Below are 21,116 nucleotides of genomic sequence, written 5' to 3'. Positions count from 1 at the left end.
CCGCCTCGGGAAGATGGGACGGCGAGCCTACGAGGGGACCGGCGACTGTGCAGTGGCGCCCGGCAACACTATTCAGCACGCGCGGTGACCGGATCCGGTGCGACCTCTGTCCACTTCGCTGCATGCTGCGCGACGGACAGGTAGGCACCTGCGGCGTCCGCAGGCGCACCGGGGACGTCCTGGAGACCGCCACCTTCGCGAGCGTGATGCAGCACGTCGACGCCAACGAGCGGAAACCCTTCTACCATTTCCGGCCGGGCGGCCGGAGCCTCACGCTCGCCGCGCCCGGCTGCACCTTCGCCTGCGGTTACTGCATCAACCACCGCATCTCCCAGTACGGCCGGGAGTCCTCGGTGGCGTGGAACGGCCAACCGATCGAACCCGCCGAGGTGGTCGCCCGGGCGGTGGCCGAGGACGCCGACATCTGCTTCTCGTACACCGAGCCGTCGCTGGCGCTGGAGCTCACCGAGGCCGTCGTCGCGCTCGCGCGGCCGGCGGGCGTACGGGTGATGTGGAAGTCGAACGGGTTTCTGACGCCCGAGGCCGTCGACCGGGCCGCGGGCCTGGTCGACGCCGTGAACATCGACGTCAAGGCGGCCGACACGGCCGCGCACCGGCGGCTCACCGGTGCGCCGCTCGAGCCGGTCCTGGACACCGTCCGCGAGTTCGCCCGCCGTGGCGTCTGGCTGGAGATCACCACCCCGCTGATCCCCGGTACGAGCGCCGCGCCGGAGCAGCTCGCCACGATCGCGCGCACCGTCGCCTCGGTGGGCGCGCAGGTGCCATGGCATCTGGTGCGGTTCACCCCGACGTACCGGATGACCGGCCACGACCCGACGGCGCCGGCCGACCTGGCCGAGGCCGTCCGGATCGGACACGCCGCGGGCCTGCGGCACGTCTACGTCGAGCGGGCGCTGGGCGCCGAGGGGCGGGCGACGCGCTGCCCGGCCTGCGACGAGACGGTGGTCCGCCGGGGCGTCTGGCAGCTGGAGACATCCGAGATCCGCGCCGGGCGCTGCGCCCGCTGCGATCACCCGATCGACGGGCGGTGGAACTGAGATGACCAGGTACGAGGGCGTTCCGGAGCTTCCGGACCTCATCGACGCCGCCGAGTACGACCAGCATCCGGACGGCGGCCTGATCCGGCTGCGCATCTCGGTGACCCCGTCCGGCGTCGAGATTCTCGGTGACGGTATGCGCCCGGAGGCCCTTGAGGCGCTGCTCGAGTCGTTGGAGCCGGACGAGATCGAACAGATGTGGTGCGGCTGACCGGCCCCCGGGGTCAGGACGCGCGCAGCACCCGGGTCAGCACCGAGCGCAGCACGGCCGGGGACGGCGCCGCCGTGATCAGGTGCCGGTCCGGCCGGCGGGCGAACACCGGTGGCGGCGCCTGTGGGTAGGCGACGGCGATCGTCTGAAGGTCGTTCACGCGCGGCGCCGGCTGGTACGGATGGGTCAGCAGCACCACCAGCGCGGGCGTGCCGAGCTGATCGGTGAGCCCGGGCAGCAGCGACCCGACGGCCTGCACCGCCTCGGCCATGCGCGGCGGGCGGTAGGAGCGCGCCGTCCAGATGCGCAGCAGGTCGGCGGGCTCGTCCAGCGACGCCTGGTCGGCCGGGTCGCCGAGCGGCACCAGCAGGCACCGCCGGTGGTGCTCGATCAGCGAGGTGGCCAGCAGGTGCGCGCAGGTCCGCAGCGTGATGCCCACGCGCCCGTGCGCGGCGGGCGTGTCGTCGAGCAGGAGCACGGCCGAGCGCGGCTCCGGCGGCAGCCGTCCGGTGCGGGTGCGGTAGAGCAGGTTGCCCTCGGCGTACTGCATGTCGAAGACGTCCTGGTCGAGTGCGAGCTGGGTGGGCAGCAGCCGGTTGAACCGGCCGTGCCGGGCCAGGCCGGCCCGCTCCTCGCCGGTTCCCCCGCCCTCGGTGCGCCCGGCGTCCGTCACGTCCAGCCGGACGCCGAGCAGGCGCAGCTCCCGCGTGGCGAGCGGGGCCAGCTCGGCGCGCAGGACCCGCATCCGGGCGGGCAGCGTCGGGTCGTCGGCGACCGCGCGCGGGCCGAGCAGGCGCAGCAGGGTGAGCGTCCGGCCGTCGACGTCGCCGAGCACCCGCGCGAGATCGCTGACGAGCGGCTCCGGCCCGTCGGCCTGGACATTCACGCCGAGGAGCACGTCGAGCAGCTGCCGGATCAGATCCTCGTGGACCGTCCCGGCCGGTGCCTGGTACCGCCCGTCGCCCGCCAGGTCGGCCGCGAGCATCGCGACGAGGCCGACCCGCGCGTCCACCGGCCAGCGCAGCGCGCGCAGGGCACGCAGGCCACGCAGATCGGCCACCGCGTCCAGGCCGGGCACCGCGGCGTCCTCGCCGAGCAGGTCGTGCAGCCGGGCGAGCAGCGACAGCGGCACGCCCCGCGACAGCGTCCCGTAGGTGCCGAGGCGGGCGAGCAGCGCGGCCGGATGCCGCATCGCGTCGCCGCCGGCCGCCGGCGGCCGGCTCAGCCGGTAGCGCACCACCCGGCCGCCGGTGTAAGACACCACCAGCGCGTCGTCGCCGGCCGACCAGGCGACGGTCCACACCGAACCGGCGCCGGCCGACGGCGCCGGGATGCGGCACCGGAGCCGGCCGTCGGAGACCGCCCACACCTCGACCTCGCCGGCCGGGTTGTCGGCGGACGCCGCCGCCAGCAGTTTCGAGTCCGGGGACCAGGCCAGGGCGGGTGCCCAGTCGCGCCCGCCGACCGGGCCAAGCTCGCGGTAGTGCTCCCCGGTGGCGGCCAGGTACACCTGCGTGCGGCCGTGGCCGGCGGACGGCTGCGCGGCCAGGAACTCGCCGTCGGGCGACCAGGCCACCCGGGTGGTGAGCGTGCCGGTCCGCGGCAGCCGGACGATCCGCTCCCGCTGCCAGCGCACGGCGTCCCAGATGATCACCTTGCCGTCCGCGGCGCCGGCGAGCCGGCGGCCGTCGGCGGACCAGGCGATGCGGCCGAGGCCCTCGTCGGCCGGGAGCCGGGCGAACGGCACGGGGTCGCCGAGGTCGTAGACGAGCACGGCACGCGGGTCGGTGCCCGGCTCCGGCACGGCGAGCAGGTCCCGGTCGTCCGGCGCGAGCACCGGCGACTGGCCGCCCGCGAACGCGCCGCGCTCCGCGCCGGTCGCCGCGTCCAGCACCCGGACCACGCCGCTGTCGTTGCGGGCGGCGACGGCGACGTACCGCAGCCGCGGGTCGGCGGCGAGCTCCAGCACCGGCTCGTCGAGGTATCCGGCCCACTCCGGGCCGGCGGCCTCGGCCCGGGCGCGGATCAGCCGGCCGGCCGGCGACTCGGCGATCCAGCCGTCGGGGGTCCAGACGAAGCCGGGGCTGCCGCTGCCCTCCCCCGCCTCGCCGATCGGCTCGGCGTGCGCGGTCAGCGGCCTCTCGTCGTACGCGACGCTGCGCGCCCGGCCGACGCTGGCGGCCATCGCCGACGCCCACCGCCGGACGGCGAACGCGTTCGTCTCGCGGTCCAGCCGGCGCAGGGCGTCGGTGCTGTCGTAGACGGCTACGGTCTCGTCGTCCTGCCGGACCGCCACCAGGCCACATCGCGCGCGCGACAGGTGCCCGCGGCCGAGGACCGCGCCGGGCAGCACGGCCCGCTGCACCAGGGCGGTGTCCAGCACGCAGACGCCGGCCGGGGTGCCGACCAGCAGCCGGGTCTCGTCCCGGCTGAAGGCCAGGGCCGACGCCGCGCCGACCCCGTTGATGAGGTCGCTGCTGGGGCCGCGCGGGCCCAGCAGCCGCACGCCGCGGCGGTCGATCAGCGCGGTGCGCCCGTCGACCGGCCCGCGGGCCAGGGCGGCGACGCCGTCGAGCGCGATCGCCGAGGTGCGCACCATGGCCCGGCGTTCGGTGTCCCACTGCTGCACGGTGTCGGCGGTCGCCACCAGCAGGCTGTTCGGCCCGCTCCAGGCGACGGCCGCCACCGGGTCGATCGCGGTCAGCCGCTCCGGCCGGGCGCCCCGCAGATGAAGGATGTGCACCGACCCGCCGCGGGTGCCCACCGCAACGTCCGATCCGGACTCGTCGATGGTCAGGGTGGTCGCGTCGGTGACGCCCGCCGCGGGGTCGCCGAGCGGCAGGTCGGCGCCGGTGTCGGCGCGCACCGCCACGACCCGGCCGCCGACGACGGCGAACAGGGTGTCGCCCGCCGGGGTCCAGGCCATCTCGGCCGGCGTCACGCGGTGCTCCGGCCCGGTACGCGACCAGAGCGGCGTGCCGTCGTCGGCGAGCAGGCGCCAGCCGAGCGCGTCCGCGATCAGCACCGCGGCGCCGAGCGGGTGCAGCGCCACGTAGCCCGGCCGGTCGGCGCGGTATCCGGCGACCCGCCGCGCGGTCCAGGTCACGGCGCGTCCCGGCGCAGCGCCGCCGCCTCCAGCAGGCGCGCCGCAGCGGCGAAGTCGCCGGCCTGCTGGAGCAGCCCGGCGGCGCGTACCGGATCGCCGTCGTTGTGCGCGATCAGCGCGTCGCGGTGCAGCTCGGCGCGTTCCGGGCCGGCCAGTTCCCGCTCGGAGTCCGGGGTCGGCGCGGACGGGCGGGCCTCCACGAGGATGTCGAGCCGCAGCAGCACCTCGGCGGCGCGCCCGGTCACCTCGGTGCGCACCTCGGGCAGCTCGGCCGCCCACAGCGACCAGATCGGCACCGCGTTGCCCAGATCGAACCGGCGGACCTCGCCCTCGGACACCACCACGGCCGCGCGCGGCGCCACGGCGAACAGGGTCTGCCGCCCGCTCGCCGGAATCGCCGGGCGCAGCCGGAAGCCGTCCGGGACGAACAGCCCGCCGGGACCGATCCGGCGCAGCGGGCGGCCGAACGGTACGTCGCCGACCAGGCCGCCGGGCTCCTGGATGAGGAAGCCGCCCGGGCCGGGCGTGAGGTAGCCGGTCTCGCCGAGCGGGCGTCCGGTCAGATACACCCGCAGGTCGTCCAGGTCGGACTCGTCGATCATCACGGCGTCCGGGCGGCCGCCGCGCTCGAGGTCCCGGACCAGCTGCACGCGGATGTCCTTCGGTACGAACTTGGACCGCCGGTCCGGCAGCGCCGGCGCCGCGGCCAGCCCGCGCGCGCTGTACAGCTCGTCCGCGCTGAACCAGCCGGAGCCGCTGCGGCGTACCGACCACGAGCCGCCCTCCGCGCCGCCGAGCACCCACAGCTCGTCCGGCGGGATCTCGGCGAGCAGCTCGGCCGGGTCGATCGGCAGCCGGTGGTCCAGGGCGACGACGAGGCGCGGGTCGGTACCGGGTGACTCGCCGACGACGGCCTGCGGCAGCCGGGCCAGCGTGCGTACCAGCGAGCGGGGCAGGCCGCCGGCGCGGAGCACCCGGACCAGGACGGCCGGGCCGGCAGCGCCGGCCGGCCCGGCGGCCGATGCGGACCGCCGGGTGGCCACCACCGGCTGGAAGTTCACCTCGGCGCCGGCGCCGATGGCGCGGCGGATGACGTGGTTCGCCAGCGGTCCGTTGATCAGCAGGAGCAGTTCGTGCCGGGTCGCCACCGACTCGCGCAGCCGGGCCGGCACCGCGGCCAGCAGCTCGATCAGGGGCACCGGCGGAAAGCCGGCGAGCGCGTCGTCGTCCGGCGCGGCGACCCGGTCCGCCGGCGAGACCGGCACCGGCGGCCGGCCGGCGTACGGGCTTCCGCCGCTCGCCCACACGACGCCGGCGCCCAGCTCGACGGGCACCGAGGCGCGCAGCCACAGCGTCCCGTCCGGTGCGCGGCGCACCTCCGGCGCGGCCGCCGGACCGGCCGCCGCGCGCAGCTGCGCCCAGCAGGCGAGCGCCCCCGCCGGCCGGGCGAACCGGGCGAGCAGGACCTCCGGCGAGCCCGCGGTCTCCGGCGGCTCCGGCGGTACGGCGGCCGGGAGGTCCGCCGAGCGCAGGGTGATCCTGGGCGCCGGTTGCCGCGGCACCCGGTTGGTGGTGGAACGTCGCCGGAAGAACGCCACGGTCAGTCCTCGTTGGGCAGGGGCCGGTCGGGCACGCCGAAGGTGTCGCCCAGCATCGCGGCGGCCCAGCCGCGCCACCGGGCGACGGCGTTCGGCACCCGGGCGTGGTAGGCGGCGGCGTGTATCCGCGCCGACAGGTCGTGGCGGCCCACCTGGTCGGCCACCTGTACCGCCCAGTCCCGCACGTCGGCGCGGGCCTCGAGCGGGGAGATCGACGGCAGTTCGGCGGCGCACCGCTCGACGACCCGCACCAGCTCGGCGGGATCGCCGCGCAGCCGGGCGGCGCACAGGGACAGCCCGAGCGCCCGGCGCAGCTCGCCCGCGGTGGTGGCGAACGTGGCGTCGGAGAGCAGGGCCCGGGCCTGCGCGGTCCGTCCGGTGTGCAGGGCCAGCACCCAGCCGGCGCTGAGCAGGTCGCCGACGCCCTCGTGGCAGGCGACGGCGTCGTCCGGCCGGCCCAGCTCGATGAAGATCGAGGCGGCCGCCTCCGCGGCGCCGCCCTTGCGGTACGCCGCCGCGGCGGTCTCCCGCTCGCCGCCGTTCTCGAAACACTGCGCCGCCCTGAGCACCAGGCCGGCCGCGAGATAGCAGCGGCCGGCGTCGAGCGGCAGGCTCGCCTTCTCGTAGCTCTCGGCGGCCCGCTCCAGCAGTTCGGCGCGGTTGCTCAATTCTCCAGTCGCTCCCGCTCGACGGGCGTCTCGTCGATCTGCTCGTGCCGGATCGGCGCGCGCGGCACGGCCTCGGCCGGCACGCCGGGCAGCGGCAGCACCTCCTCGATCTCGGCGCGGCGTTCGACGAGCGCGCCCAGGCGCTCGGTGACCTCGTCGTGTGCCGCGTCGTGCGCCTGGCGGCGGCCGACGCCCGTGTCCTCGACCTGGAACACCTCGATCTCGCCGGTCCGCTTGTTGATCCGGACCTGGACCCGGTAGTTCACACTCAGGCCTCTCTCTGCTCGAACTGGATGTCGATGACGTCGCCGGTCTCGTGCACGGTCAGCCCGGCGGCGTTCACCCGGGTCGCGTGCGCGACGAGGATGTCGCGGTACGCCTGCGCCAGCGGCAGGGTGATCTCGCGCAGGTAGTCCTGCTGGTAGGTCTGCGCGAGCAGCGCGGCCTCGTCGGCGGCCGCCAGGTCACGGCGGCGGCGCTCGTCCTCGATCGCGGCCAGCGCCCGCGTCCGGGCCTCGTCGTCGATGTCGCCGGCCATCTCGTTGAGCCGCTGCTCGGCGGCGGCCTGCTCGGCCTGTGCGGCACGCACCGCCTCCTCGCGGGCCTGCGCCTCGGCGGCGTCGCCGGCCAGTTGCTCGCCCTCCCGCTCGGCGACCTCCCGGGTCAGCCCGCGGTAGCCGTCGCCGTAGTACGGCATCTCGAACTCCGCGTCGCCCGTCCCGGTCGCCTCGCCCGCGTCGGTGCGGGTGACGCTCGCCTCGACCGAGAACTCGCTTGTCACCCGCGCGACGATCTCCACCTCGCCGGTGTCGGGGCGGTACTGCACGAACCCACCGGGCATGTCGTGCCGCAGCGCGTCGCCGACCACCCGCCAGGCCGGGTCGGCCCGCAGCAGCTCGACCAGGCGCTGCCGGACCGGCGCCGGCAGGCTGCGCCCGAGGGGTTGGACGAGCCGGGCCTCGCCGGTGGCGGTGCCGGTGGCCTCCGCCGTCCGGGTCACCTCGGCGCGCCATGCCTCGGAGAGCTGGCGGCTGGCCCGCACCCGGATACGCCGGGGATTGCACATGTCGGTCTCCGATCGGTCTAGGCGACGTTCGCGTCGGCCCGGTTCAGCAGGTTGCTGATCATCTGGTTGATCCGGCCGTCGGCGTCCGCCTCGCCCGGGTGGAAGCGGTGCAGGTACAGCCGGATACGGTGCAGTTCGGTGAGGCCACCCTCGAGCACGTGCGGGCTGGTCTGAGCGCCGTTCAGCCGGGCGAGCGTCTGGCGGAACGCGTTGTCCGCGCGGAAGAGCAGCGTGGCGACCTCCTCGACGCGTTCCAGCGGGTCGCCGCCGTCGGCCTGCACCCGGCCCTGCACCACCTCGGTGAACACCGGCACGTCGGCGGGGTCGGTCCAGAAGTGCATCAGCGGCCAGAAGTCGGCGAGCTGGGCGCGCTCGGCGCCGCGCAGCAGCGCCGCGCCGGCCACGAGCTTCAGGCCGCGTACGACGCGCCGGTCGGAGAGCGTCACGTTGGCGGCCAGCAGCTCGCGGATCACGTCCTCGTAGTGGTCGCGTACACCGGTGAGGTCGACGTCGCGCAGCACCCGGGACAGCCGGACCACCTCCTCGACGTCCAGGATCGGCTCCTCGCGGCGGGTCGTCGCGCGCTCCTCGTTCGCCGCGGGCGGCGTCTCGCGGAGCCGCTCGAGCTCCTGTGACCAGCCCCGGTCGAGCAATTCGCCGAGGTGGTCGGCGGCGATCGGCTGCAGCTCCACCCGCAGCAGCAGGCGGTCCGCGAAGGCGCGCAGGACCGGGTCCTCCGGCGGCTCGTTCGCCGCGCCGATCAGGGTCAGCAGGCGCGCGGCGACGGGGTCCGATCCGTTGTGGAAGGTGCGCTCGTTGATCAGGGTCAGCAGCGAATTGAGGATCGCGCTGCTGCCGTGGAAGATCTCGTCGAGGAACGCGACCTGCGCGCGCGGCAGCATCCCGGTGGTCCGGACCCGGTAGGTGCTGGCACGGAAGGCGGCCATGTCGAGCGATCCGAAGATCTCCGACGGCTCGGTGAACCGGGTCAGCATGTACGCGAACTTCTCCGCGTTGATCAGGTCCGCGAACCGGAGCACCAGGTCGGTCTTCGCGGTGCCGGGGTCGCCCAGCAGCAGCACGTGCTCGCGGCAGACGAGCCCCAGCTGCAGCAGGCGTACCGGAAGGTCCCGGCCGACGTACCGGCTGGCGAGGCGGTTGCGGACGGCGTCGAGACGGTTGATCGTGCCGGTCGTCTCGGGGGCCCAGCCCCGGTGTGCGGCGGTCACAGGCTGCTCTCCCGGTGTTCCTTGATGGCGCGGTTCATCCGGCCCACCAGCTCGCCGATCACGAACGAGTCGCCGGCCGGGCGGCCGTGCAGCTTCTGTCCCACGTAGGCGTCGCGCAGCAGGGACTGGATGTCGTCCCCGCTGCGCAGCTCCGTGGCGTCCACCATCAGGTCGATCAGCTGCGGCGCAAGATCGATCTTGAATCGCCGGGCGTGCACCTCGATGATCGCCCGCCGGGCGATCCGGTCCGGTTCGCCGATCCGGATGCCCCGGAACCGGCTCGGCCGCAGCAGCGCCGGGTCGATCAGGGTGAGCTGGTTGGTCGTGCCGACGACGAGGAACGGCACCTGTTCGCGGAACCCGTCCAGCTCGGTCAGCAGCTGCGCGACCATCGCGTTGCCGGCGCGGCTGCCGCCGTCGTCGCGGCCGGTGCGCCGGCCGGCGATGGCGTCGAACTCGTCGAACACGATCACCGAGGGCGCGTTGCGGCGCGCCTCGGCGAACAGCTCACGGATCTTGCGTTCGCCCTCGCCGACGTACTTGTCGGTGACCTCTGGCCCGGAGACCACCATGATGGTGGCGTTCAGCCGGTTGGCGATCGCCTTGGCGAACAGCGTCTTCCCGGTGCCCGGCGGTCCGTGGAAGATGAAGCCGCGGGGTATCAGGTCGCTCTGCAGCAGCTCCTCGTCGGCGTCCGCGGCCGTCGTGCCCTGCATGATCTTCAGCGCGTCGTCGATCTCCTTCTTGACCTCGTGGTAGCCGCCGATGTCGTCGAAGGACACGTTGGGCACCTCGAAGCTCGCCGACATCTGCGCCTTGAAGCCGCGGATCGTCTTGAACAGGTCGAGCCCCGTCGGCTTCTCCCGGCCCCGGTGCTGATGGAAGGCGTACCGCATGGCCTGGCGTACCCGGATCGGGTTGAGCCCGGCCACATGCTTGTGGAACTCGTCCGGGTCGTAGCCCTGGAAGAGCTCCCGCTCCGGCCGAGTGACCAGGACCTCGCCCAGCAGCCGCGGATGGCTGTCGACCGGATCGGGCACCGTGCGCGGGCTGCCGGCCAGGCCGATCCGGGCGGTGAACCGGCTGGCCAGCACCTCGGGCAGGCCGATCGACGGGTCGGCGAACGCCAGCACCACGTGCTCGGAGTGGTTGTACAGCAGCTCCACGACCTCGCGCGTCTCGGAGTTGAGCTGGTTGTCCGGCCCGCCGGCCAGCAGGTCGGCGTGCGGCACGATGAGGAACATGCCGTCCTTGAGCTCGCGCAGCAGCTCGCGCAGCCGGGCGAGTTGCCGCTGCCGCTGGCTGCGCGGCATCATCAGCGAGGCGCCGGGGTCGGAGTCCTCGGGCGGGGTGTCCAGGACCACCGCCTGCCGGCCGGAGCGCTCGGCGATCAGCGGGCCCAGCTGCTCGACCACCAGCTTCTCGCAGGACACCAGGACCGACAGGCCCTGGCGCAGGAACGACGCGATGGTCTCGATCTCGGCGGCGTACGCGAGCCCGACCGCGCTGCGGTCGTTGAGCTGCTCCGGGAACGACGGCACCGCCTCCCGCGCCGGTGGCGGCGGACCGGCCGACGGGGCCGGCGCCTGCCGCCCGGGCGGCTGCGCCTGCCGGGGCACGGGCACGGCCCGGTACAGCGGCTCGTCCAGGCTGATGTCGGCCTGCATCCGGACGACCAGGTCGACGTCGCCCACCCGCAGGTCGGCGAGGCGCCGGTCGAACGGCTGCCGGAGCAGGAAGGCGCCGTCCCGCAGCGCCTCGGCGACGGTGGCCGTCCGGGGGGCGCCGTACAGGCGGGCCCGGTCCGCCTCGCTCCACGCGATGATCTCGATCTGCCGGCCGTCGGTCATCTCACCACACCCAGTCTCCAGGCGGTCCGGTACAGCTCGAGGCCGAAGGAGTACCCGGTCAGGCCGAACCTCGTCCTGAGCGCCGCGGCGTCGCGGCCCCGCTCCAGGTAGGACAGCGCCTGCCACCACTTCGCCACCGGCTCTATGCGGCCGCGGTCGACGGCCACGCCGAGGCCGAGCCCGCGGCGGGCCTGCCGGACCCACTCGACAAGCGCCGGCCGGTGCCGGCTGATCGCGGACTCGTAGACGTCCAGCACCAGCTCCGGCTCCTCGGGCCGTAGCCGCTGCAGGAGGCCGCCGCGCCAGCGGCTCTGCCCGGGCGACTCGGGCGGACGGCCGAAGTGCCGCACCAGCAGCACCCGGCCCTGCGGGTGCGGCAGCAGGAAGTCGTCGAGCGCGTCCTCGGCGCCCGACTCCCGGCCGGGCCGGGGATGGTCGAGCAGCGCGGTCAGCGGGGAGGCGTCGAGCAGGGCGTCGCGGAACGCTCCGCTGCCCAGTCCCTCCCGCACGGCCGGTGCCGCCACCGCGTGCCGCGCGAGGAGGTCGTAGCCGCCCGACGGCCGGCCCGCGGCCCGCAACAGCTCGACCGAGGCCGGGTCGCGGTGCACGCCGACGGCCGCGGCCACCAGGATCGCCTCGCAGCCCAGCACCGGCGGTCCGCCCAGCGGCGGCGCGTCGAGCATCAGCTGGGCGGCGGACACCGCGGCGAGCCGGGCGACCGCGCGCCGCAGCACCGGCGGGGGCGCCGCCAGCTCGATCGCGTCGCTCAGGGCGCCGGTCGGTGCCGGGCCCCGGGCATCATCGGTCGCCCAGATCATGACGCGCAGCGCCGCGTCCATCGCGCTCATCGGTCACCCACAGCGAGCAGGTCTCCATGTCATCGTCGGTCGCGTTGTAGAACCGCAGACGTCGCTCGGTCCTGGTCAGATTGATCAGCCCGGCCACCTGCCAGGGCTGACGGAACGTGCTGTGGTGCAGCTTGACGTCGACACCCGACAGCTCGATGGCGCCGTCGCTGGAGAACAGGTGCGTGTGGTACCAGCCGACCAGCCGCATCGGTCCCCCGCTGAGCTCCCGGGTCATCTCCTGGAACGAGTCGCCGGTGAAGGTGAAGTGGACCGACGAGGCGCCGGTGTGTTTGGCCGGCAGCACCTGCTCGATGAGCACCACGTAGCGGTCCTCGCCGGGGCTCACCCGGAAGACCCGGCCGGCCAGGAAGCCGCCCTCCTCCATCTTGAGGCTCAGGTCGAGCTCCCGGCAGAGATCGCGGTGCGGCCCCGGCCGGAGCACGACCGTCACGGCGTCCTCCTGGTCCGGCCGGAGCTCCAGGCCGGCGGTCTCCAGCAGCGGCAGCTCCGGCGCGGACACCTTGCGGATGGAGAACGGGACGCTGCGCGGCCGGTCGAGGTCGACCTCGACCGCGCCCTCGACCTTGGGCGCGGGGCGGATCAGGTCGCTGAGCGCGCGGATGTCGTCGGTGTCCTGGCCGACCCGGATCCGCAGGATCACGGTGGGCAGCGAGCGGGCCTCGGGCTCGGCGGCCTGATCCGCCCCGGCCGGCGGCTCCTCACCGACCCGCCGCACCGTCAGCGGGAGGCGCTGCGGCGCCTGCTCTTCGGAACCCGCCGTCTCCTCGGCGAACGGGGCCGACGGCAGCACGACCATGTACCCCTCGTTCAGCCGGGTGATCTCGAAGAACCAGCGCGGCGGCGGCGCGTTCGCGGCCGCCGGTGCGATCCCGGCGACGAGCTGCCGCAGCAGGGGCTCCAGCAGCTCCCGCACCGGATGTTCGCCGGTGTACGTCCGCTGCTTGTCGACGAAGACGTAAAGCTTGAACACGCCGAGGTTGCCGTGCAGGTGCACGAAGGAGCCCTCGTCGGACGGGGTCGGATCCGGGCGGTCGAGCAGGGCGACGGCCAGGTCGACCGCCCGGCCGCGCGGTACCCGGTCGCCCAGCGCCAGGCGCAGCAGCTGGAACAGCGGGACGAAGGCGAACGGTTTGCGTACGTCGTCGCGGTAGAGCAGGACGTTCGGCTTCTGCCGAAGGCCGCCGACGCGGTCAACGCTCATCGCCGGGCTCCGGGATCACCGCGAGACCGGCGTGGCGCACCTGGATCGGCAGCGGCCGCCGCTCCACCTCCTCGACGCGTTCGCGGACGGCCAGCGACAGCCCGCCGCGGGCGACGATGCGCTGCTGGCCCTCGGGGGACAGCGCCCAGCCGGCCGCGACCGGGTCGAGGAAGCCGTGACTGTCCAGGACCCCGGGCGGCAGCGCGCCGTAGTTGCGCCAGCTCGCGATGTCGACGAGCAGCTGGCACAGGTCGTGGAAGTCGAGATCCGGCCGGTACGCGTCCCGGATGGGGCCCAGGCAGGCGGTGCCCAGCGGCTGGCCGGGGCTGCCCGCGACGGCCTGGATGTTCGGGTGGAAGAACGGCTCGCTGAACAGCACGAACGGGGGGAACAGGGGAAACTGCTCGGGCAGCATCAGCGACAACCGGTGGGTGTCCTGCAGGACCGGGTTCACCCGCTCGTCGTCGCCGGCCGGCTCGTTCGGCGGCCCGAAGCCCGGCGCGTCGAACTCGATCTCGTAGTACTCGGGCAGCAGGTTGTCGTCCCGAGTGATGATCTTGAAGAACGGGTGGCCGGCCGCGTACTCCTCGATCTCGTTGCGTACCCGCGCCAGGGCCTCGATGCGCCGCTGCCCGGCCATCGCACCGGCGGTGCTGTCGGCCTGGACCTGGAGCTGGTCGCCCTCCTCGACGCCGGCCTCGTGCAGGGTGTGCTCGGGTTCGAGGCGGGTCATCCGCGGCGGCCCTCCGTCGGTGCCCGGCTCGACGCGGTCGACGACCATCCGCCGGTTCCGGCCGAAGCGGTCCTCGCGCGCGTCGGCGGCGTACTCGCCGAGGACCGCGTGCGGGATGTCGCGCACCGGGGTGGTCGCCGGGACGTTCTCCGCGACGAAGACCTGCTGGTCCGGTCCGATGATGTTCAGCGTCTGGATCAGATAGGGCTGGAAGTCGAGTTCCTCGAATCGCACCTGAATGTCCGCCTCCGGGTCGATCTGCCGGGCCAGGGCCTCCAGCTCGGCGACCATCGCCCCGGCCCGGGCACCGTCCGGGATGTACACCGCGGTCTCGGTGGCCGCGGCGTAGAGCAGCCGCGGCTCCGGCCCGAGGCGTTCGCGCACGAGCCTCATGAACGCGTCGTAGCGTTCGCTGCCGGTGAAGAAGAGGGTCGGCCACACCCGCGGTGCCGGCTCCGCGGCGTGCGGTGCGGCCGGCGCGGCGGCGGCCGGGCGGGGCGCCGGGGCCGGCTGGTCCACCCGCCGCGGCGCCGCCAGCTCCTCGGGCGGCTCGATGGCGGTCAGGAACACCCGGTTGCCGGGGTACTGCCGGTGCGCGGCCTCGGCCAGCGTCTCGGGGCCGTGGCCGGCGACCCGGCCGTTCTCCAGCTCGGTGACCACCTGGTTCCAGTAGCGGACCGTGTTGGCCTGCGCCACCCACAGCGGCCCGTACTGCACGGGATAGCCGATGTCCTCCAGCAGGGCGTGTGCGGTGGTCTCCTGGGCGAAGACCCGCCCCAGCTCGTCGATGAACTCTCTGCGATTCCTCATCGGCGGGGCTCCTCAGACGTGGTCGACAGTTCGATGTAGCGCACCGCGCCTCCCGGCACCGCCCTGATCGGGAGGATCTCGCCCGGCGCCACGCCGAGCTCCGCCAGCGACCGGCCGGGGTCGGCCGAGCGCAGGAAGGTGCGCGCCCGCGGGGTGCCGGCCGCGGCGCTCCCGTCCCGGGCGAACGCGGCCCAGGCCATCACGTCCTCGCCGGCGCCGACCAGCGCCAGCGTCTCGGCGACCGTCGCGCGCACCGTCAACGGCACCGCGGTCACCGCGGCGGCCGGAATGTCGTCGTGACACGGGCAGTCCGCCGCGCGCCGCGGCCCCGGACCGGCCGACGCGCCGGCCGTCACGTCGATCCGGGTCAGCCCGGCGACCTCGAGGCCGAACAGCAGCCGCAGCGCCAGCGCGCCCTGCCAGGCGCCGACCAGCGAGGAGACCGCGCCGGAGGCGCCCGCCTCGACCGGTGCGGCGAACTGGCCGCAGCCCCGGGGGTCGTCGCGGACCGCCCGCTCCCCCGGCGTCAGCGGGCAGGCGTAGCAGGCGCCGGCGCATCTGTAGTGCCGGACCTCGCCGCCCCACGGCCGGGTGCCGGCGTCGAGCAGGCCCGCGCCGACGCTGTTGCAGCGGGTGGCCAGCTCGACCCGGGCGGCGACGCTGTCCAGCGCGCTGACCACCAGGGTGGCGTCGCGCAGCTCGGCCCGGCCGGCCCCGGCGGTCAGCGGCGCCGGCCTGGGATCCACCAAGGTGTCCGGTGCGAGGTCGGCCAGGGCCGCCGCGGCGGTGTCCACCTTGGAACGGCCTACGTCGGCGGCGCGGAACAGCGTGCAGCGGCTCAGGTTCGACTCGTCCACCACGTCCGGATCGACCAGGGTCAGCCGGCCGACGCCGGCCAGGGCGAGCAGCCGGGCCACCTCGCCGCCGAGCGCGCCCACCCCGATCACGACGACCCGGGCCGCCTTCAGCAGGTCCTGGTCCCAGTCCGGGATGAGGGCGTGCCGGGCGTACCGCGGCTCGGTCACCGGATCTCCCGGTAGTTCATCGGGCAGACGGTGATCCGGCCGCCGCGCTGCGCGGAGAGCAGGTCGTCGTAGCAGAGCAGGTTGTGCGGTGCGTCGCGGTGCACGGTCAGCGCGCAGACCTTCCGCTGCGGGCTGCACACGCAGATGACGACCAGTTCCAGCGGACGGAAGGTGTTGTTGCAGACCATGCAGTGGAAGCGGCGCTTCTTGGGGCGCACGCCCTCGCGGACCTGGAGCATCGGGTGACCGGGCAGCAGCCGCTCCAGGTAGGGGGTCACCGGCGGGTCGATCGTCTCGATGCCCGCGAAGAAGCGGCCGGCGATCTCCGGATCGAGCGGGGGCAGGTCGTCCGAGCCGCCGCACCAGGGACGGCCGTCGTGGCGCACCTCGCGGATCTCGCCGCGGTCGCCGACCTCGACCAGCACGGGGTCGCCGAGCCGGAAGTTGTGCGAGCACGACCCGCAGAACGACTGGAACCACCGGGAGTTGCCGGTGGTGACCGCCCGCCCCGAGACCATCATGCTGGCCGGGTCCTCGCCGCGGCGCAGTCCGTCGTTGAACCTGGCGTCGACGGCGTCGCTACGCGACTCCCCGGCCTGAGTCGTCACGCGGCGGGCTCGATCAGCAGCTCGTGTTGCGGGCAGCCGGTGACGTCCATCGCGGCGGTGGCCACCTGGAAGGACTTGCGCACGTCCCAGCCCTCGCCGAGGGCCCGGTAGAACGGCCCGACGAAGGCCAGCGCGCACTGGTCGGCCAGCGGCCGCGGCGATCCGACGACCGCGTCGCTGACGTGGCGCAGCAGCCCGGCGTACGCACCGGAGAAGCAGGAGGTGAGCACGACGGACTGGAGTTTGGGAATGCTGGCGAGCAGCCGGGCCAGGGCCTCGACCGGCACCGGCCGGGCCCACCCGCCCTCGTCCTCGAGCAGGAGCTCGCCGGCCGCGCTGCCGTGCCCGGCGAAGTGGACGACGTGCGGTTCCGCGTCGATGACCCGGTTGATCAGGTCGTCGGTCCGGGCGGCCGGCTGGAGAATGGCCAGCACCGGGCGGCGGGAACGGGCGGTGGCGTCCAGAATGGCGCGATGCTCGGCACCCAGGCGCAGCCGGTTCTCGTCGATCGGGCCCGCGGAGAGGCAGAGAACGCGCAGCTCATAGTCATTCCGTGCCGGTTCGAGCAATGCTTTCAGCGAGCCGTTTCCGGGATACTGATGCGCGATCTTGGAAAGTAGGGTGACGAGGTCGACATTGACGTACCTCCCCCTGTCGATAACGCGACAGATGGATCGCCACTGATCCTTCGCGGGGAGTCGCCCGAAGGGCGGAAAGTCGTTGGCCGAAAGGCCTATGTCCTCCAACAGGAAGCCGATCGAGTCCTCGTCGGGGTATAGCTCAGCGAGCACCCGGAAGGCGTCCTGCTGCACGAGTTCAGCGTAGGTCAGGCGGGTCACGCTGCAATTTCTCCCGTCCGGAAGGGGTGGTGCCGCCGGCGTCTAAAACGATCATGAAAGGGTCTTCAGATCGTCATCCTTGCGTTTTACCGGGCCACACGGAAGACATCATCGAGGGATTGTCATCCCTCGTCCGGCGGCGCTACCCTGAGGCCCATTCTCGAGCCAGGAGGGGTACGCCCGAATGGCGCCCAGGCGCGATCGCATCCACCTTATCCAGCCGCACAAAAGGTCGGCACCACCCGTGCCCCTGGAGTTCGAATGGTCGGGCGTCCGTTCCATCGTGGACGGGCTGCACGTCGAGCGCGGCAGCACCCTGACCGGCGAGCCCGTGCTGCTGCTCACCGCCGACACGGTGGAGGCACAGCAGGTGCTGCGCAACGAGGTGACGATCGGCGTCCAGCTGACACAGACCTTCCCCTCGTTCCCGCCCGAGCTGTCCCGGCTGGTCGGCTTCAACGCGTCCGACCGCCCGACCCTCGCGGTGGTCACCTGCGCCGGAGAGGAGCTCTCCGCGGAACGGGTGCGGGGCCTGCCGAGCACCGCCCTGCGCGCCGCGGCGGAATCCCTGCTGGACGCCCTGACCTTCCTCGCCGAGGCGCGCATCGCGCACCGGGCGATCACGCCCCGCCGGCTCTACTGGGACGGCGCGCGGCTCCAGCTGACCGGCTTCGGCCACGCGGTGCGCACGCTGCCACCGGTCCGCCGGGAGCCGGGGCCGGCGGCGCCGCCCTGGACCGCGCCCGAGCAGCTCCGCGGCGAGGGCGTGGTCAGCACCGCCGACGACCTCTACGGCGCGGCCGCGGTCCTGTTCTGGATGTTCACCGGCGAGACACCGGGCGAGGCCGCCGACATGCAGGGCCGGATCGAGCTGCAGAGTGACGACCTGCGCGCCCGCCTGACCGGCATGTTCGCCGAGCCGGCCGAGCGGCGGCCCGCGCTCGGCGAGGTGCGCCGGCGCTGGCGACCGCCGGCCCTGCCCGGGCCGCGGCCGCCGGCCTTCGAGGAGCGCGACCGCGACGCCGAGGCTGCGTTCGCCGCGATGCGCCGTCGGCAGGCGATCGACGACCATCTCGGGCTCGTCTCGGGACCGGTGTTCGGCGCCGGTCAGCCCCGGGCGCTCAACCCGGACCGCCGGCTGCGACTGGTCGCCGCCGTCGTCGCGCTGGCCGTCATCCTGACGGCCGTCGCCGCCCTGGCGGGGTGGTGACGGGTGAGCACGCCACGCGCGGACGTCCAGGTCCGCTGCCCGATCTGCCTGACCGCGCTCGGCCGCCGGCCACCCCGGCCGGTCCTGCTCGACGCGAACGGCAACCAGCGGCCGTTCGTGCCCACCGACCGGCGCAACCGGGTGCTCACCCGGGCCGAGGAGATGACCGCCTTCCAGATCTGCGACGGCGACGGCTCCGAGTCGCCGCACCACCTACCGTTGCACTACGCGCAGTACGGCACGCCCCTGGTCGTCGGCGTGATCGGCTCCGGCGCCACCGGCAAGACCACGCTGCTCGCCGCCATGATCGGATCGCTGCTGTCGGCCTCGCAGACCAACCGGCTGCCGCTGCGGGTCGACGCGCTGGACCTGCGGCTGCACACCAACTTCGTCACCCGCTACGTCAACCGCCTGCTGGTGCAGCGCGAGGTGCTGTCGCTCACCCGGGGCGAGACGATCGAGCTGGCCGACGCGCTGCGCGTGCGCAGCCCGGTCACCGGCCGCGACCACGCGGTCGTCTTCTTCGACGTGGCCGGCGAGCAGCTGGAGAACGCCGAGCGGGCGAACCGCTTCATCAGCGCGCTCAACGCGCTCATCTTCGTGGTCGACGGCGAGCAGCTCAGCCGCCGCCGCGGCCAGCGCGGCGCGCAGGCGGCCGGCGACCTGGCCTTCGAGGTGGTCCTCAACCGGCTGAGCCGGGTGCACGACCACACCCCGCAGGGCCTCCTGCCGCTGCCGTCCGCGCTCGTCGTCGCCAAGTCCGACCTCCTGCGCTTCTACGGCGATCCGGAGCTCGACCGGTGGTTCGGCTATGGCGACGCCGAGGAGTTCGACCTCAGCACCGTCGAGGAGGAGAGCCGCGACGTCTACCGGCTGCTCTACCAGCGCGGTCACGGCTACCTGCGCGGCGCCGAGCGCTTCCTGCGCTCCAGCCTGCACTTCGCCTCCGCGACCGGAACCGCGCCGGACGACGGCCGCACCTACGCGGCGGAGGGCTTCGGGCCCCGGCGGACGCTCAAGCCCCTGCTGTCGCTGTTCCAGATGGCCGGGGTGCTGGTCGCACCCGCACTTCACCCGGGCCAGGAGCCGCACCGATGACGAACCCGCAGGACCGCGTGCATCAGGTGGTGTTCCGCTGGGCCGAGGTGACCCTGACCGGCAACCGCGGGGTCGGCCCGGTCGCGTCGTCGATGGCGCCGGCGGACACCGACGCCTGGCGGTCCCGGCTGGACCGGGAGATCTGGGCGGCAGCCCGGCCCGGGCTGTCCTACCTCGCCGGTGACGGCATCGGCGTGGTCGTGCACAAGCTGCCGGTCAAGGACAACAACGACCGGCCCGGCTCGACCCTCACCCACGTGCTGATCGGCCCGGCCGCGGCGCTGACCACCGGGCGGGCGCTGGGGCTCGTCGACTGGTACGGCTGGTTCCGCGAGGGCATGCCGACGCCCGGGGACGGGCGGCTGCCGCCGCTGGACGCGGCCCGGCTCGCCGAGGAGGCGGACCTGGGGCTGCGGTCGCTGCGCCGGCGCGCACGGGAGATCCCGCCCGGCCCGATCGAGCAGCTCGCCCGCGCGGCGATGGCCGACCCGGCCACCCCGCTCTCCGTGCTCGGCGCGCAGCTGCCGGTTCCCGAGGTGGTGTGCGGGCTGGTCGACCTGCTGGGCCCGGCCTACGAACCGTGGACGTTCGCCACCGCCGAGACCGCCGACGACGGCGCCGCCCGGCCCCGGCTGATCTTCCTCGACGAGGTACCGGACAGCGTCACCACCCGCCCCCGGCTCAGCCTGAGCTGGGACCCGCCCGGCCCGGACGGGCGCGAGCGGTTCCTCGCCCTGTACGCCGACGCATACCGCCGGGACAGCCTGCGCGCCATCGGCCCGGTCCGGCCGCGGAGCGTGCTGGCCAAGCCGCGGGAGATCGCCGCCTGGGAGCGCGGGTCGGTCGTCGCGCCCGGCGTACTCAGGAGCCCGTACTCGCTGCTGCACCGCGCCGGGCGCGGCGACGTCACCGAACCCGAGCGCGACTACCTCGACCGGCCGCAGGTCGCCGGCGAACTCGCCGAGCTGCTGCCCCGGCTGTCCGCGGCGATGCTGACCGGACTGCTGCAGGACTGGGGCGAGGGCGGCGGCGCCGAGGAGTGGCCCGCGCTCGCCGAGCACCTCGTCGAGCACGCCCTGACCTGCGTGGTCGGTGTGCCCGGCGCGCCGGCGGAGCTCACCGCCGCGACCGTGGCGCTGACACCGGGCGAGGAGGCGGTGCACCGGGCCGTCGGCCGCTCCCTGGCCGCGGCCCGGGACTGGCCGCCGGACCAGCGGGTCCGGCACCGGATCGCCCTGCTCGCGGACCTGTCCAGGCTGCGCGTGCCGCTCGACGTCGACAACGCCACGGTGGTGCTCGTCCTGTCCGGCCTGCCGACCACCACGCTGATCGAGCAGATCACGGTGTCCACGCCGGAGCCGCCCCGGATTCCCGCCCTCCTGCTGGGCGAGCTGTCCCGGCGGCGCGTCGACGGCTCGGACGGCGAGCAGGTGTACGCGGCGATGCGACGGGCGCACCTGCTCGTGCCGGTGCTCCGGCGCATCCGTACGCCGGCCGAGGTCATGTACCAGCTGTCCGGCCTGCTCGGCGGGCTGTTCGCGGAGCGCGCCGGCGAGGCGGGGACGATCCGCTACCTCGTGGGTGACTTCGACGGCGCGGTGCCGGCGCCGGTGCTCGGCGCCTTCCGCCTGCTGGCCACGACGCAGGAGAGCGTGTCGCTTGTCGACGAGCTCGCCCTGCGGCAGCTCTACGCCGCCGACGGCATCGCCCAGTTGCCGGTTCCGCGGGCACGCGCCGAGCCCGCCCCGGCACCGCCGGCCGCACCGCGCGGCGGTCCCGCACCGGCGCCGGCACCGGCCGGCCCGGTCGTCGCCGCCGCGGTCGACGAGCCGGCCGACGACCGCGCCCTGATGGCGATCGTCGCCGGGGTCCTGGCCGTGCTGGCGCTGACCCTGATCGCGTTCATGGTCCTGAAGACCTATCGGTAATCGAGAAGC

The 21,116-nt window shown here is 74.4% G+C and carries 18 protein-coding genes; 5 read left to right on the top strand and 13 right to left on the bottom strand.

Translation table 11 applies throughout. From position 1 onward, the window contains the following. The first annotated feature begins 47 nt into the window (after positions 1-47). Positions 48-1,058 (top strand): AmmeMemoRadiSam system radical SAM enzyme, encoded by a 1,011-nt coding sequence (gene amrS, locus AB0B58_RS19595; protein ID WP_360225195.1) that lies wholly within the window; start codon positions 48-50, stop codon positions 1,056-1,058. Between the two features lies 1 nt (position 1,059). Beyond that, complete coding sequence (locus tag AB0B58_RS19590) at positions 1,060-1,269, top strand: radical SAM-modified peptide, FtsH ternary system-associated (RefSeq protein WP_360225193.1); 210 nt, start codon at positions 1,060-1,062, stop codon at positions 1,267-1,269. 13 nt (positions 1,270-1,282) lie between these two features. Here the strand turns inward: AB0B58_RS19590 and AB0B58_RS19585 are convergent, their stop codons facing one another. From AB0B58_RS19585 to AB0B58_RS19525, 13 genes are read right to left on the bottom strand one after another with little or no spacing between them, the layout of a single operon-like run. Continuing rightward, entirely contained in the window at positions 1,283-4,375 is a 3,093-nt protein-coding gene (locus tag AB0B58_RS19585; RefSeq protein ID WP_360225191.1) for a hypothetical protein, read from the bottom strand. Continuing rightward, positions 4,372-5,973, bottom strand: coding sequence for a hypothetical protein (locus tag AB0B58_RS19580; protein WP_360225189.1), 1,602 nt, complete (start codon positions 5,971-5,973; stop codon positions 4,372-4,374). The genes AB0B58_RS19585 and AB0B58_RS19580 overlap by 4 nt, the downstream gene beginning before the upstream one ends. Positions 5,974-5,975: 2 nt before the next feature. Next, positions 5,976-6,641: a hypothetical protein gene (locus AB0B58_RS19575; RefSeq protein WP_360225187.1), complete on the bottom strand. Its 666-nt coding sequence runs from the start codon at positions 6,639-6,641 to the stop codon at positions 5,976-5,978. Beyond that, complete coding sequence (locus tag AB0B58_RS19570; RefSeq protein WP_360225185.1) at positions 6,638-6,907, bottom strand: hypothetical protein; 270 nt, start codon at positions 6,905-6,907, stop codon at positions 6,638-6,640. The genes AB0B58_RS19575 and AB0B58_RS19570 overlap by 4 nt, the downstream gene beginning before the upstream one ends. A 2-nt stretch (positions 6,908-6,909) precedes the next feature. Beyond that, the gene (locus AB0B58_RS19565; RefSeq protein ID WP_360225183.1) at positions 6,910-7,707 is read right to left on the bottom strand and encodes a hypothetical protein; all 798 of its coding nucleotides are present in this window, start codon (positions 7,705-7,707) and stop codon (positions 6,910-6,912) included. 17 nt (positions 7,708-7,724) lie between these two features. Further along, positions 7,725-8,936 (bottom strand): AAA family ATPase, encoded by a 1,212-nt coding sequence (locus AB0B58_RS19560; protein ID WP_360225181.1) that lies wholly within the window; start codon positions 8,934-8,936, stop codon positions 7,725-7,727. Beyond that, the gene (locus AB0B58_RS19555; protein WP_360225179.1) at positions 8,933-10,786 is read right to left on the bottom strand and encodes an ATP-binding protein; all 1,854 of its coding nucleotides are present in this window, start codon (positions 10,784-10,786) and stop codon (positions 8,933-8,935) included. The genes AB0B58_RS19560 and AB0B58_RS19555 overlap by 4 nt, the downstream gene beginning before the upstream one ends. Then, positions 10,783-11,634 carry a hypothetical protein gene (locus AB0B58_RS19550; protein WP_360225177.1) on the bottom strand — a complete coding sequence of 284 codons (852 nt, stop codon included), beginning with the start codon at positions 11,632-11,634 and terminating at the stop codon, positions 10,783-10,785. The genes AB0B58_RS19555 and AB0B58_RS19550 overlap by 4 nt, the downstream gene beginning before the upstream one ends. Then, complete coding sequence (locus AB0B58_RS19545) at positions 11,585-12,856, bottom strand: JAB N-terminal domain-containing protein (protein WP_360225175.1); 1,272 nt, start codon at positions 12,854-12,856, stop codon at positions 11,585-11,587. The genes AB0B58_RS19550 and AB0B58_RS19545 overlap by 50 nt, the downstream gene beginning before the upstream one ends. Beyond that, positions 12,846-14,399 carry an effector-associated domain EAD1-containing protein gene (locus AB0B58_RS19540; protein WP_360225173.1) on the bottom strand — a complete coding sequence of 518 codons (1,554 nt, stop codon included), beginning with the start codon at positions 14,397-14,399 and terminating at the stop codon, positions 12,846-12,848. The genes AB0B58_RS19545 and AB0B58_RS19540 overlap by 11 nt, the downstream gene beginning before the upstream one ends. Next, entirely contained in the window at positions 14,396-15,424 is a 1,029-nt protein-coding gene (locus tag AB0B58_RS19535; RefSeq protein WP_360225171.1) for a ThiF family adenylyltransferase, read from the bottom strand. The genes AB0B58_RS19540 and AB0B58_RS19535 overlap by 4 nt, the downstream gene beginning before the upstream one ends. Further along, positions 15,421-16,032, bottom strand: coding sequence for a hypothetical protein (locus AB0B58_RS19530; protein ID WP_360225169.1), 612 nt, complete (start codon positions 16,030-16,032; stop codon positions 15,421-15,423). Before AB0B58_RS19530 ends, AB0B58_RS19535 begins: the two co-directional genes overlap by 4 nt. Then, positions 16,029-16,871: an effector-associated domain EAD1-containing protein gene (locus AB0B58_RS19525; protein ID WP_360225167.1), complete on the bottom strand. Its 843-nt coding sequence runs from the start codon at positions 16,869-16,871 to the stop codon at positions 16,029-16,031. The genes AB0B58_RS19530 and AB0B58_RS19525 overlap by 4 nt, the downstream gene beginning before the upstream one ends. Before the next feature lie 244 nt (positions 16,872-17,115). On the opposite strand from AB0B58_RS19525, the gene AB0B58_RS19520 reads away from it, so the two are divergent. Genes AB0B58_RS19520 through AB0B58_RS19510 form a run of 3 tightly spaced genes read left to right on the top strand, consistent with a single transcriptional unit; the run spans position 17,116 to position 21,107 of the window. After that, on the top strand, positions 17,116-18,081 hold the full coding sequence (locus AB0B58_RS19520) for a protein kinase domain-containing protein (RefSeq protein WP_360225165.1): 966 nt from the start codon (positions 17,116-17,118) through the stop codon (positions 18,079-18,081). Between the two features lie 3 nt (positions 18,082-18,084). Then, positions 18,085-19,179: a hypothetical protein gene (locus AB0B58_RS19515; protein WP_360225163.1), complete on the top strand. Its 1,095-nt coding sequence runs from the start codon at positions 18,085-18,087 to the stop codon at positions 19,177-19,179. Then, positions 19,176-21,107: a hypothetical protein gene (locus tag AB0B58_RS19510; protein WP_360225161.1), complete on the top strand. Its 1,932-nt coding sequence runs from the start codon at positions 19,176-19,178 to the stop codon at positions 21,105-21,107. Before AB0B58_RS19515 ends, AB0B58_RS19510 begins: the two co-directional genes overlap by 4 nt. Positions 21,108-21,116 lie beyond the last annotated feature (9 nt).

Source organism: Actinoplanes sp. NPDC049118, assembly GCF_040648555.1.
Taxonomy (GTDB): Bacteria; Actinomycetota; Actinomycetes; order Mycobacteriales; family Micromonosporaceae; genus Actinoplanes.
Note: the sequence above shows the minus strand (reverse complement) of the source record. Positions and strands in the feature narration are given on the sequence as shown.

What these genes read in the sequence shown, in the direction of transcription:
- AB0B58_RS19555 (WP_360225179.1), bottom strand. Translation starts at nt 10,786, where the DNA reads ATGACCGACGGCCGGCAGATCGAGATCATCGCGTGGAGCGAGGCGGAC.
- AB0B58_RS19565 (WP_360225183.1), bottom strand. Translation starts at nt 7,707, where the DNA reads ATGTGCAATCCCCGGCGTATCCGGGTGCGGGCCAGCCGCCAGCTCTCC.
- AB0B58_RS19590 (WP_360225193.1), top strand. Translation starts at nt 1,060, where the DNA reads ATGACCAGGTACGAGGGCGTTCCGGAGCTTCCGGACCTCATCGACGCC.
- AB0B58_RS19540 (WP_360225173.1), bottom strand. Translation starts at nt 14,399, where the DNA reads ATGAGGAATCGCAGAGAGTTCATCGACGAGCTGGGGCGGGTCTTCGCC.
- AB0B58_RS19545 (WP_360225175.1), bottom strand. Translation starts at nt 12,856, where the DNA reads ATGAGCGTTGACCGCGTCGGCGGCCTTCGGCAGAAGCCGAACGTCCTG.
- AB0B58_RS19550 (WP_360225177.1), bottom strand. Translation starts at nt 11,634, where the DNA reads ATGAGCGCGATGGACGCGGCGCTGCGCGTCATGATCTGGGCGACCGAT.
- AB0B58_RS19510 (WP_360225161.1), top strand. Translation starts at nt 19,176, where the DNA reads ATGACGAACCCGCAGGACCGCGTGCATCAGGTGGTGTTCCGCTGGGCC.